The sequence below is a fragment of the Actinoplanes sp. NPDC048796 genome (assembly GCF_040650035.1).
Lineage (GTDB): Bacteria > Actinomycetota > Actinomycetes > Mycobacteriales > Micromonosporaceae > Actinoplanes.
Genome location: NZ_JBEZGO010000003.1, coordinates 45,416 through 57,969 on the forward strand (window position 1 = coordinate 45,416; position 12,554 = coordinate 57,969).

Below are 12,554 nucleotides of genomic sequence, written 5' to 3' on the forward strand. Positions count from 1 at the left end.
CCTTAGAAGTGTCTCTTGTTGTCAAAGCTTTGAACAGCGGCCGAGTGCCCCGGCCCACTGCCCGTTCAGCCGAGCACCCCGGCCGCGGAACGCGGCGCGGGGGTCAGCGCCTCGCCGACGCGGTCGACGAGGAGGGCCATCTCGTAGCCCACCTGGCCGACGTCGCAGCTGCGAGCCGCGAGCACCGCGAACGAGGAGCCATCGGAGATCGACATCAGGAAAAGGAACCCGTTGTCCATCTCGACGACCGTCTGAAGAACAGCGCCACCCTCGAAGCACCGCGCGGCGCCCTGGGTGAGGCTCACAAGGCCGGAGGCGATAGCCGCCAGCTGATCGGCGCGGTCCCGCGGAAGGTCCCGCGAGGCCGCCAGGAGCAGACCGTCAGCGGAGACCGCGATCGCATGCGCGACTCCGGGAACGCGGTCGGCGAAGTTGGCCAGCAGCCAACCGAGATCCTGCGTAGATGTCATGCCTCATGCTCCTTGCCAGCCTGCGAGGACTGCTGCCCTCCCGGAGTCTCCTCCGGGTTGGTCGAATCTTTGGTGCGACCGCGCTGCACACCTCGGTGGTACGCGGACAGGAGCCCGCGAACACCCTCGGGGGTACGGCGCTGAGCGGGGTCACTGCCCCGGTCGACACCACCGGGAACGAGCTGCGCCATCGGCGTGCGCTTGGGCAGACCCGCGGTGGTCGTGGTGTCCACCCGCGCCTCTGCCGCCGCCTGCGCGGCCTGCCAGCCCTCGTCGGCCGCGGTACGCCACGGGTTGGTGGCGACGCTGCCGTTGGGGCCGCTGGTCGAGCCGGCGCCGTTGGAGGCACCGACACCAACAGTAGCGGGCGTTTGGTCGCGCGACTCGGGCGAGACCGCCTGCTGCGGCACACCGACGGTCCGCGCCGGCTCCCCGGTCGGGATCCGCTGCGAGGTCACCGGCTCGTCGATGCCGTTGGAGGACGGCTTCGACGGCTCGGCCGGACGCGCCGTGGTGAACCAGGCCGACTCGAGCTCCCGGAAGATCGGCAGCTCCATCGTCTCGTCGGCGAACTGGCCCTGACCGTTGTCGCGCTGACGGGCCGCGGCCTGCGCCGCGGCGATCTGCGCGGCGGCGGTGGCCTGGGCCTCCGCGGCCTGGGCGGCCGCCAGCTCGTGCGCGGCCCGGGCGGCCGCGGCCGCCCGCTGCGACTCGCCCTGGTCGGCCGCGCCGGAGACCGGCGTGGCCGAGATCGGGGTCGCCGAGACCGGCGTGCCCGAGACCGGGTTGGCCGGCGGCGCGGACGACGGGATCGCCGCGATCGGCGGGTTCGCCGGACGCTCGACTTGGGGCTCGCTGCGCTGCTCCGGACGGTACCGGGGAAGCTCGGCGGTCATGTCGAGGGCCGCGGCGAGGCTTTCCGGCACGTGCGGCGTGTGGCTCTGGTCGCGGTCGGAGGCGACCGGCGGCCACGCGGGCGGCGAGGCCGGAGCGGCCGAGACCGGGTCGTTGGCCGGCGGGGTGGAGACGGGCGTCCCACCGTACGGCGGCGCGGACGGCACCGGCGGAGCGGAGACCGGCGGGACGAACGGGTTACGCCCCTGGGTCTCCGGGTTGGCCGGAAGCTGACGCGGGATGGTCGCGCCGAAGCCGTTGGCGTCGCCCTGGGGCTGGCCGCCGTCGCCGTTGCGGCGCTGCGGCAGCCCGTCCGGCCCGGCGAAGCCCTGCGGCCCGTCGAAGCCCTGCGGCCCGTCGAAGCCCTGGGCGCCGTTCAGACTCTGCGAGCCGTTGAAGCCCTGAGTGCCGTTCAGACCCTGGCTGCCGTTCAGACCCTGGGCGCCGTTGAAGCCGTTCGCACCCTGCGGGGCGTCGAAGCCGCGCGGGGCGTCGAAGCCCTGGGTAGGACCGGCGGGCAGCGGCGGAATCGGCTCGTTGCTGCGGGGACCGTAGAAGCCACCGTTGCCGTTGCTGCCGTTGGCGCCGCCGCCGTTGAGGCCGTTGAGCGAGCCGTTCGAGGAGCCGAAGCCGTTCGAGCCGTTCGACGGCGCGCCGGTCAGGTCGGACCAGGCGGGCGCCGGGCGCCCGTTGGTGCCGAGCATGCCGCCGTTGTTCATCGGCGGGTTCGGGTCGAAGGGGCGGCCGGTCGGGTATCCGCCGTGGCCGCTCTCGAGAGCGAGCGGCTCGGACATGCCCTGGCGGCCCTGCTGGTCGTAGCCGGCGCCGACGGCCTGCATGCGGCCGGCGGCGGGCTGCGCCTCGCCGGTCAGGACCGCGAGCGGCAGGCCGACCTCGGCCACCGTGCCCCGGTCGGTGTCGGCCGGGCGCAGCTCGACCTTCACCGCGTGGCGGTTGGCCAGCCGGGCGACCACGACCAGACCCATCATGCGGGAGACGGCGACGTCCACCATCGGCGGGTTGGCCAGGCGCTCGTTGAGGTCGCGGAGCTGCTCCCGGCTGATGCCGATGCCGCGGTCCTCGACCGTCAGGAGCGCGCCCTCGGGCAGGTGCCGGGCCTCGACGATGACCGTCGAGTTGGGCGGCGAGAAGGCGGTCGCGTTGTCGAAGAGCTCGGCGACCAGGTGGACCATGTCGTTGACGGCGTGCGCCGCCACCTCGATGTCCCGGTCGATCATGCCGAACTCGATGCGGGTGTAGTGCTCCACCTCGGACTGGGCGGCGCGGAGCACGTCGATCAGGGCGGCCGGCTCGCGCTGCACACGGGTCGAGTCGGCGCCGGCCAGAACCAGGAGGTTCTCGTCGTTACGCCGCATTCGGGTGGCGAGGTGGTCGAGCTGGAAGAGCTCGGCCAGCCGGTCCGGGTCCTCCTCGCCGCGCTCCAGCCGGTCGAGGTGACCGATGAGCCGGTCGACCAGGATCTGGGAACGGCGGGCGAGGTTGACGAACATGGTCGCGACGGAGGCCCGCAGGGCGGCCTGCTCGGCCGCGGTGCGCACCGCCTCGAGGTGAACCGCGTTGAACGCCTCGGTCACCTGACCGAACTCGTCACGGCTGCGCACCGGCAGCGGCTCGGCGATCTGGTCGGCGAGCTGGGCCGGGGTGAGCGAGGTGGACAGCTGCGGGTCACGCAGCCGGCTCACCGCGTGGGGCAGGCCGAACTGGGCGACCGAGAGGGCACCCTGCCGCAGCTCGCGCAGCGAGCGGGCCATCGACCGGGCGACCAGCCAGGCGAACAGGATGGCGAGCAGCAGCATGCCGAGCAGGATGCTGGTCTCGATGAAGACCCGCCGGTTCACGTCGTCGCGCAGGCCGGTGGCCTCGGTGACGATCTGGGCGTCCAGTTTCTGCTCGACGCCGCGGAACTGCTGGCCGTAGCCGGCCATCGCGGCGTCCCACTGCGGGGAGGTGACCCTGATGTCCTTGGTGTTCGCGCCGGAAAGGCTGATCAGCGGCGTGATGTAGTTCGTCGCGGCCCGGCCGGCCTCGGTGTCGCTGGTCGCCTTGAACATGTCGGCCTCGGACTGCGTGCCGACCGACTGCAGCGTGGTGCCGGCGAGCTCGAATCCGGTGTCGGCGAGCTGGTACTCGCGGCGCAGATCGTTCGTCAGCTCACCCTTGCCGATGATTTTCTGGCCGACGTCGCGCTGCTGCGCCATGTACTCCTTGGCGTTGGCCACCGCGGCCACGGCTCGCAGGTGGTCGCCGAGCGTGGTGTCGTTCGACAGCTGGGCCGAGACGTCGCGCACGGAGAGCAAGTCGTCGATCAGACGGTCGTAGGTCTCCTCGACCTTGACCGTGTCCATGCGGCCGTTGGCGACCTGGCTGCGCGTGGCGGGAAGTTCCTCGATGTTGCGGTCGAGCCGCAGGAGCAGGGTGCCGACCTTGTCCGGAACGTCGTCCAGCGAGGCCTTCTGCTGTGCGTAGGGCACCTTGGCCCGGTCGACCTGGGCGTGCTCGTCGTTGTAGGACTTGAGCGCGTTGGCCTTGACCTGCTTGCTCATGCCGTCCGTGCCGATGATGATGCCGTAAGCGCGTTCGTTCTGCAGGTGGTCGACGAGACCACCGGCCGCTTCCGACAGCACCGCTAGGTTGCGCGCGCGCTCCGCGTTGCTGGCTTCCTCGATGTGGTCCACGAGACCGCTGACGCCGACGATGATCGTCGCCAGGGTGGGAACCAACATGATCAAGCCGAGCTTCGACCAGATCGGCAGATCTCTAAGCCGATCGGCCGGCCGACGGAGACGCGACATGACGCCGGTCGCCGTCTCGGGGCGCTTGCTCACGTCACCGTCCTCCTGATTCGGGCCCGGCATTCGGCTCGCCGGGCGCCGCACACGGCCGACTGCCGCGTCGGGCCCCCGAGATTCCATCACGACGAGTGTCAAAGAGAAAGGGCCATCGAACACGGACCGGTTGTGTGGCGCAATGTCTACGCGCTCGGACCGGGCCGTCTCACTGGCTGTATAGGGGTGCGTTTCTCAGTGTCACTCGTGTCGATCGACGAGACGCGGGGGTGACGCTCGTCGAACGCGCCCGATCGTAGTGGATCGCGGCGGGATGAACGATGTCGCGGTCCGGCCCGATCGGCAAGGTGAGATGCCCGATTTCGCAGTCTTTGTAGGGACCATTCTGACCGAACGGATGAGTGTCACCGCCGAACCGGCAAGGCCGCTTGCCGAAAGGAGTCAGCTGATCAACTTTGCGTAACCAGGCTTGATCACGTCATTGATGATCGCCAACCGCTCGTCGTACGGGATGAAGGCCGACTTCATCGCGTTGATCGTCAGCCACTGCAACTCGGCCCAGCCCCAGCCGAAGGCCTCGGAGAGCAGCGCCATCTCGCGCGACATCGACGTACCGCTCATCAGCCGGTTGTCGGTATTGACAGTCACCCGGAACCGCAGATCGTGCAGCAGGCCGATCGGGTGCTCGGCGATCGAGGGCGCGGCGCCGGTCTGCACGTTCGACGACGGGCACAGCTCGAGCGGGATCCGCTTGTCGCGAACATAGGCGGCCAGCCGGCCGAGAACCGTCTCGCCGCCACCCGGCGTACCCGTGATGTCATCGACCAGACGCACACCGTGACCGAGCCGGTCGGCGCCGCACCACTGGATGGCCTGCCAGATCGACGGCAGGCCGAACGCCTCGCCGGCGTGAATGGTGAAATGGAAGTTCTCGCGCTGGAGGTATTCGAAGGCGTCCAGGTGACGGGTGGGGGGAAAACCGGCCTCGGCGCCGGCGATGTCGAAACCGACCACGCCGTTGTCCCGGTAGCGCACCGACAGCTCGGCGATCTCCTGCGAGCGAGCGGCGTGGCGCATGGCGGTCAACAGCACACCCACCCGGATCGGCGTCCCCTGGGCGGCCGCCTCGGCCATGCCCTCGGTGAAACCGGCGTTCACGGCGTCGACCACCTGATCGAGCGTGAGGCCACGCTCCAGATGCTGCTCGGGGGCGTACCGCACCTCGGCGTACACCACCCCGTCGGCCGCCAGGTCGAGCGCGCACTCCTTGGCGACCCGGAAAAGGCCCTCCTCGGTCTGCATCACCGCGACCGTGTGGGCGAACGTCTCCAGGTAGCGTTCCAGCGAGCCCGAGTCGGCGGCGGCCACGAACCAGTCGGCCAGCGCGGCCGGGTCGGTCGTCGGCAGCTCATGACCCACCGCCTCGGCCAGTTCGACGATGGTCGAGGGGCGCAGACCACCGTCGAGGTGGTCGTGCAGCAGCGCCTTGGGCGCCGGAACGATGTCGGAGTAAGCGATGGCGGCCATCAGCCGAGCCTAGAGGCAGGAGACGAATGATCGACGGCGCATTGCCGTACCTGCGGTGCCCGGTTTGCCGCCAGCACCTCCGGCGCGACGACAAGCGGCTGCTCTGCACCCGGGGACACAGCTTCGACATGGCCAAGCAGGGGTACGCGGATCTGACCGCCGGCCGCATGCCGCATGTGGGCGACACCGCGGAGATGGTGGCCGACCGTGAGGCGTTCCTGGCCGCCGGCCACTACGACTTCATAGCGGACGCGCTGCCGGGAACGGACGGCCTCGTGGTCGACGCCGGCACGGGCACGGGCTTCTACCTGGGAAAAGTCCTGCAGAAGGCGCCGGCGGCGACCGGGCTCGGCCTGGACGTCTCCAAGCCGGCCCTGCGCCGGGCGGCCCGGGCCCATCCCCGCGCCGCGGCCGTGCTGGCCGACCTCTGGCGCCCGCTGCCGATCGCCGACGGCGCCGCCGCGATGGTCCTCAACGTCTTCGCGCCCCGCAACGGCGCCGAGTACCGCCGGATTCTGCGCCCCGGCGGGGCGCTGGTCGTCGTCACCCCGGCCGCCGACCACCTGGGGGAGCTGATGCGCGGGCTGATCCGGGTCGACCCGGACAAGGCGGAGCGGGTCGGAGACGCGCTCGGCGAGCACTTCACCGCCGGGCCGGCCGTCACCGAGCGCCGCACGTTGCGCCTGAGCGCGGCCGAGGCCCGTACCCTCATCGGAATGACCCCCGCCGCCCGGCACGTCCCGCCGGGCGACCGGCCGACCGGCGACGTCACGGTCACGGCGGCGGTGGAGATCACCACCTACACCGAGAGGTCGACTTCTTCCCACTCGGCCGGTTTGTCGTGATACGGGCCGTGGAAGACCACTGCCCACTCCAGCGCCCAGCGTCGCTGGCCGATCGCGTTGCCGTCGATCTCACCGGGCAGCGGCAGGCCGGTCTGCTCGGCCTCCTGGAACGCCCAGTCGAGGCAGTAGTAGAGGTCGAGCAGGACGGCCGCCTCGACCGGGTCGCGCGGTGACATCAGGGAGCGCGACCGCCAGCTGTTGAAACTCTCACCAGCCGGCAGATCAGGCATCTGAGACATCATCCGGCCCTCGGGCGGCGCGGTCGGATCCAGATGACGGGCCAGGCCGAGCAACCAGGCGAGGGCGAACACCGCGTCGTGGTGAAGCACGAACGACCGGTGATCGCCCTTGGCGCCGATCACGAACTGCCACTCCGGCGGCGTGACGAAATCGACCAGGTGCGAACCGAGCAGCCAGCTCATGGCGACCTCGGTCGGCATGCCGAAACAGCGGGCGACCACCACGTGCAGCACCGCCGTCCGGGCCTCGATCTCGGCCGTCGGTCTCAGCTCGATGGCGTCGCCCGCCTCCCAGACCAGAGGGAAGCCCGCCGGTGGCAGCGGCAGGCCGAGCCGCCGCAGCTCGTCGAGGCTGGCCTCGCGAACGGCGTGCGGATCGGGTGCGGCCTTCGTCATGGTGGGTCAGGCTATGCGGTCGAGCACCAGCTTTGAAGGGGCGGGGCGCTCCGTACCGATCGACACCGCCGCCGCGGCCTCGTCGCGGGCCGTCGGGATGCGGGACGGGTCGTCCGCGCGAAGCTCCAGGAGCACGTCCCCCGTACGTACCGAATCGCCGGGCTTGACCTTGAGCTGAATGCCGGCGCCGAAGCTGACCGGGTCCTCCTTGCGGGCCCGTCCGGCGCCGAGGCGCCAGGCCGCGATGCCGATGCCGTACGCGTCGACGCCGCTCACCACCCCGTCGGCCGTCGCCCGCAGCACCTCGGTCTCGCGCGCCACCGGCAGCGGAGCGTCCGGGTCGCCACCCTGGGCCCGGATCATCGCCCGCCAGGTGTCCATGGCCGCGCCCGACGCGAGGACCTGGGCCGGATCGGCGTCGACGCCCGCCGCGGCCAGCATCTCGCGGGCCAGCGCCAGGGTCAGCTCGACCACGTCGGCCGGGCCCCCACCGGCGAGCACCTCGACCGACTCCGCCACCTCGTTCGCGTTGCCGACGGCCAGGCCGAGCGGGGTGCTCATGTCGGTGAGCAGCGCGACCGTGTTCACGCCGCTGTCCCGGCCCAGCCGTACCATGGTGCTCGCCAGCTCGCGGGCGGTCGCCAGGTCCTTCATGAAGGCGCCCGAACCGACCTTGACGTCCAGCACCAGCGCGCCGGTCCCCTCGGCGATCTTCTTGCTCATGATCGAACTGGCGATCAGCGGGATCGCCTCGACCGTGCCGGTCACGTCGCGCAACGCGTACAGCTTGCGGTCGGCCGGGGCCAGGCCCTCGCCGGCCGCGCAGATCACCGCGCCGATGTCCTGCAGCTGGCTCTTGAACTCGTCGTTGCTCAGCTTCGCCCGCCAGCCGGCGATCGACTCCAGCTTGTCGAGCGTGCCGCCGGTGTGCCCGAGACCGCGCCCGGACAGCTGCGGCACGGCCACACCGCACGCGGCGACCAACGGGGTCAACGGCAGCGTGATCTTGTCACCGACACCACCGGTGGAGTGCTTGTCGGCGGTCGGCCGGGTCACCGAGGAGAGATCCAGCCGCTCCCCGCTCGCGATCATCGCGGCGGTCCAGCGGGCGATCTCGGCCGGCGTCATGCCGCGCAGCAGGATCGCCATGGCCAGCGCCGACATCTGCTCGTCGGCGACAACACCCTTGGTGTACGCGTCCACGACCCAGTCGATCTGGGCGTCGCTCAGCGCGTGCCCGTCCCGCTTGGCCCGGATGACGTCGACGGCGGCGAACTCACTCATCGATGGAACCTTCCGTCCACTTGGAGGGAATGCCCTCCGGCGCTTCACCCTCCCCGGCCCAGGCCAGGCCACCCTCGGCGTCCACCACGACGATCCGTGGGGTACGGGCCTGACCCCAGCCCACGGCCTCGGCCGTGGTGGCGAAGTTCGGGCCCTCCTCGAGAACACCCTTGTCGGCGTCGCTCTCGGCCGAGCTGCCGCCGGAGCGCTCCCAGTACGCGGTCCAGACCGTGGCGCCACCGGACAGGTCCGGGTGCACGAAGACGGTTCCGCGGCCACGCCACTTGGCCAGCTCGGCCGGCACCTCGGGGCCGCTGGTGGCGCCGTTGACCCGCTCCAGGTCCTCCGGGCCGAACGCGTGCGGCAGCAGCTCGGTCATCCGGATCGGGCCGGTGTGCCACTCGACCAGCAGTTCCGGGCCGCCGTGCTCCCACAGCAGCTGACGGCAGCGCCCGCACGGCATCAGCGGGTTGCCGGTCGCGTCCACGCACGAGAACGCCACCAGGCGTCCCCCGCCGCTGGCGTGCAGCTGGCTGACCAGACCGCACTCGGCACAGAGCCCCACGCCGTACGACGCGTTCTCCACGTTGCACCCGACGACCACCCGGCCGTCGTCCACGAGCGCCGCCGCCCCGACCGGAAAGTCGGAGTACGGCGCATAGGCGTGCCGCATGGCCTCGGTAGCGGCGGCACGCAGCCCAACCCAGTCGATCTCCATGCAGCTGATTGTGCCTGACGCCCCAGCTCCGCTACTCGGTCACCTTGGGATGCCGCGTCCCCGCGTACATCAGATAGACCTTCTTGCCCGCAGCGTCGACGAGATACCAGACCCGGCCGCCCGCCGTTACTTCGTACTGCCATTGCGGCAGGACCGCACCGCGGTAGGCGCCCGTCGACAGAGATCCCTTGAGCTGATGATGGCGGCTGGTCGGCGGGGACGGAGCGGGGTTCGCGCGCAGGGTTCGCCACATCTCCAGGGCATTCGCCGGTGCCTGGGCGCAGAGGTCGATCCAGCCCTTGGCCGCCTCGCTGGTGCCGAAGGTCAGGTCGTACTCATCGGGGCCCGGCGGCGGCGCCACCCGCTCGCCTCGCTTAGGGGTCATGCGCTCGGAGGGTCCGGCACCGGGCCGAAGTCATCGGCGCCTCCGGTCAAGGCGGCCAGTACGGCCGGGTCGGCGTGGGCCTCGGCGGTGTGCCGCCATTCGGCGAGGAGCTGGGTGACGGGCGCGAGTGTGTCGAGATCTTCCACGGCGCGCAGCGTATCGACGAACTCGATCAGGAAGGTGTGCCTGTCACCCGCGGGGAGGAACCGCGACCAGGGGAAGACTTCAGGCAACAGGTCGAGCACGGCGTCGGTCTGGCCGTTGAGCACGATCGTGCGGAACAGGCGGAGCGCGGCGGAGACCACCGCGTGGTCCTGCTCGTAGCGGTCGGCCGTGGTGAGTACGAGGTCGACGTCGTCGCGGCGCCGCAACCGGATCGCGTGGGCGCGCGAACCGGTGAGCGACTGAAGGGTCGACTTGGGCTTGTTGATGAGCTCGGAGAACGGAGCCTCGGCGACCGGCATACTTTCAAAATAGTTTGAAAGTATGCCGGTCGTCCAGCGTTCTCAGCTCTTCACGTACGGGACGCCGTCGGCGGCGGGGGCGCGGACGCGACCGACCAGGCCGGCCACCGCGATGATGGTGGCGATGTACGGGAGCATGTTGAGGAACTGGTTCGGGACCGGGCTGCCGACCGCGCTCAGGTAGTTCGCCAATTTCTGGGCGAAGCCGAAGAACAGGGCCGCACCCAGGGCGCCGAACGGGGTCCAGCGCCCGAAGATCAGGGCGGCCAGCGCGATGAAGCCCGCGCCCGCCGTCATGTTCTTGTTGAAGGCGCTGGTCGACACCAGCGTGAAGTACGCGCCGCCGAGGCCGGCCACCACGCCGCCCAGCAGGACGTTCATGTAGCGCAGGCCGCGGACCCGGATGCCGACCGTGTCGGCCGCCGTGGGGTGCTCGCCGACCGCCCGGGTGCGCAGGCCCCAGCGGGTGCGCTTGAGCGCGAAGTGGATGACGAAGACCAGGATCAGGGCGATCCAGACCAGCAGATTGGTGTCGAACAGCACCGGGCCGACCACCGGGATGTCGGCCAGGCCCGGGATCTTCCACTCGGGCAGGCGGGGCGGCGAGTTGTACTTCAGCGCGTCGGGCTGCATCAGCCGCTCGTACAGGAAGCCGGTGACGCCGAGCGCGAACAGGTTGAGCACGATGCCGACGACGACCTGGTCGACCAGGAAGCGGATGGCGAGCCAGGCCAGCATCGCGGCGATGATGACACCGCCGACGACCGCGCTGATCAGGCCGGCCCAGACGCTGGTGGCCAGGGTGCCGACCAGGGCCGCGCCGAACGCGCCCATCAGGAACTGGCCCTCGATGGCCACGTTCACCACGCCGGAGCGCTCGCAGAGCACGCCGGCCAGCGCGCCCAGGATCAGCGGCAGGGCCAGTTCGAGGGAGCCGCTGGCCGTGTCGACCAGCGGCAGGAACTTGCCCGCGACCTGCCAGCACAGGAACGACAGGACGAACGTGACGATGCCGAGGCCGAGCAGCCACGTCTGCCAGCGCTTGGCCACGCCGGCCAGCAGGGCGGCACCGGCGGCGATGGTCACGACGCCGAACAGGATGGCCCCGAACTGGCCGTTGATCGACAGGGCGGCGCCCTCGGCGTCGTCGCTGAGGGTGAACTTGGCGGTCTTCGAGTCGGCGAGCGAGCCGAAGACGACCGCCGCGATCAGGCCGATGATCACCAGGGCGGCGCCCAGGCGGCGCTGCCGGTTCCAGAAGCGGTCGGGGGCGGTGATCTCGGTCAGGTCTTCCACTGTCGCTGTCGACATGTGGCTCACCAGCCCTTCGCCATCGTGGCGCCGAGCCGTGCGGAACGGGCGGCGCGGAGCTGGAAGATCGCCTTCACCAGGGCCGGCGCGGCGATGAAGATGACGATCAGGGCCTGGAGCACGGTGACCAGCTCGAGCGAGATGCCCGCGTCGACCTGCATCAGGTTGCCGCCGGCGCGCAGCGCGCCGTACAGGATGGCGGCGAGCAGCGTGCCCCACGGCTTGTTGCGCCCGAGCAGGGCCACCAGCAGGCCGTCGAAGCCGATGTTGCCGGCCACCTGCGCGGTCAGCTTGTCGGCGGTGCCGAGCACCTGGACCGCGCCGCCGAGGCCGGCCAGGCCGCCGGCGATGACCATCAGCAGCGTGTACGTCTTGGCCACGCTCATGCCGGCGGTCTTGGCGGCGGGCGGGTTGACGCCGACCGCGCGCAGCTCGAAGCCGAACGGCGACTTGTTGAGCAGCCAGGCCACGACCGCGGTGGCGACGACCGCGAGCACGATGCCCAGGTGCACCCGTAGCGGCGAGGGCAGGGCGGGCAGCTGGGCCGACGACTCGATGGTCTTGCTGATCGCGTCGGTACGGTCGGGGTCGCGGACGCCGTTCTGCAGGATCAGCCAGCTCAGGAAGAGCGTGGCGATGTAGTTGAGCATGATCGTGGTGATCACCTCGTGGGCGCCGGTGCGGGCCTTGAGCAGGCCGGGCAGGAAGCCCCAGAGCGCGCCGCCGAGGAAGCCGGCGACCAGCGCCACCAGTAGGTGCAGGCCGACCGGCAGGCCGACCGCGAAGCCGACCACGCCGCCGGTGACGCAGCCGATGACCGCCTGGCCCTGACCGCCGATGTTGAACAGGCCGCCGCGGAAGGCGATCGCGACCGACAGGCCGGTGAAGACCAGCGGCGCCGCGTACGTCAGCGTCTCGGAGATCGGGCCGAACGCGGCCTGCCAGGTGCCGGTCCCGTCGAACCAGGCCTGGAACGCGGCCGGGTCGAAGATCGCGCCCTTGAACAGGTCGGCGTAGGCCTGGCTGATCAGGTCCCAGCTCGCGTTCAGCGCGTCGCTGGGCCGGGAGGTGAAGTACTCGAAGTAGGAGAGCACCTGCGAGTCGGAGACCACGATCAGGACAGCGCCGATGACCAGGGCCAGGAAGATCGACAGGAAGGTGACAGTGACCGAGTTGGCCGACCAGAGGTTCTGCAGGAAGAGGGAGATGAACGT

Annotated in this window: 11 protein-coding genes; 1 reads left to right on the forward strand and 10 read right to left on the reverse strand. The window is 70.8% G+C overall.

The window, feature by feature from the left end; translation table 11 throughout:
- Positions 1–65 precede the first annotated feature (65 nt).
- The 3 genes from AB0C26_RS13915 to AB0C26_RS13925 form a co-directional block, all read right to left on the reverse strand.
- Positions 66–470: a roadblock/LC7 domain-containing protein gene (locus AB0C26_RS13915; protein ID WP_014447580.1), complete on the reverse strand. Its 405-nt coding sequence runs from the start codon at positions 468–470 to the stop codon at positions 66–68.
- Entirely contained in the window at positions 467–4,210 is a 3,744-nt protein-coding gene (locus tag AB0C26_RS13920) for a nitrate- and nitrite sensing domain-containing protein (protein ID WP_360246646.1), read from the reverse strand. The genes AB0C26_RS13915 and AB0C26_RS13920 overlap by 4 nt, the downstream gene beginning before the upstream one ends.
- Before the next feature lie 402 nt (positions 4,211–4,612).
- Complete coding sequence (locus tag AB0C26_RS13925) at positions 4,613–5,698, reverse strand: adenosine deaminase (RefSeq protein WP_360246648.1); 1,086 nt, start codon at positions 5,696–5,698, stop codon at positions 4,613–4,615.
- Positions 5,699–5,724: 26 nt separating this feature from the next.
- Here AB0C26_RS13925 and AB0C26_RS13930 point away from each other — a divergent pair, with 26 nt between their 5' ends.
- Positions 5,725–6,543 (forward strand): putative RNA methyltransferase, encoded by an 819-nt coding sequence (locus tag AB0C26_RS13930; RefSeq protein ID WP_360246650.1) that lies wholly within the window; start codon positions 5,725–5,727, stop codon positions 6,541–6,543.
- Here the strand turns inward: AB0C26_RS13930 and AB0C26_RS13935 are convergent.
- The 7 genes from AB0C26_RS13935 to AB0C26_RS13965 are packed head-to-tail and all read right to left on the reverse strand — an operon-like array spanning position 6,498 to position 12,548.
- Positions 6,498–7,178, reverse strand: a complete 681-nt coding sequence (locus AB0C26_RS13935) for a DUF4272 domain-containing protein (RefSeq protein WP_360246652.1) — start codon at positions 7,176–7,178, stop codon at positions 6,498–6,500. The two genes, AB0C26_RS13930 and AB0C26_RS13935, sit on opposite strands and share 46 nt — an antisense overlap.
- A gap of 6 nt (positions 7,179–7,184) precedes the next feature.
- Complete coding sequence (locus AB0C26_RS13940; RefSeq protein ID WP_360246654.1) at positions 7,185–8,462, reverse strand: thymidine phosphorylase; 1,278 nt, start codon at positions 8,460–8,462, stop codon at positions 7,185–7,187.
- A complete protein-coding gene (locus tag AB0C26_RS13945; protein WP_360246656.1) occupies positions 8,455–9,180 on the reverse strand; it encodes a cytidine deaminase in 726 nt (241 codons plus the stop codon). The genes AB0C26_RS13940 and AB0C26_RS13945 overlap by 8 nt, the downstream gene beginning before the upstream one ends.
- Before the next feature lie 31 nt (positions 9,181–9,211).
- On the reverse strand, positions 9,212–9,565 hold the full coding sequence (locus tag AB0C26_RS13950; RefSeq protein WP_360246658.1) for a hypothetical protein: 354 nt from the start codon (positions 9,563–9,565) through the stop codon (positions 9,212–9,214).
- Positions 9,562–10,029: a hypothetical protein gene (locus AB0C26_RS13955; protein WP_360246660.1), complete on the reverse strand. Its 468-nt coding sequence runs from the start codon at positions 10,027–10,029 to the stop codon at positions 9,562–9,564. Before AB0C26_RS13955 ends, AB0C26_RS13950 begins: the two co-directional genes overlap by 4 nt.
- 42 nt (positions 10,030–10,071) lie before the next feature.
- On the reverse strand, positions 10,072–11,340 hold the full coding sequence (locus AB0C26_RS13960; protein WP_360246661.1) for an ABC transporter permease: 1,269 nt from the start codon (positions 11,338–11,340) through the stop codon (positions 10,072–10,074).
- Positions 11,341–11,345: 5 nt separating this feature from the next.
- On the reverse strand, positions 11,346–12,548 hold the full coding sequence (locus AB0C26_RS13965; protein ID WP_360248219.1) for an ABC transporter permease: 1,203 nt from the start codon (positions 12,546–12,548) through the stop codon (positions 11,346–11,348).
- Between the last annotated feature and the right edge of the window lie 6 nt (positions 12,549–12,554).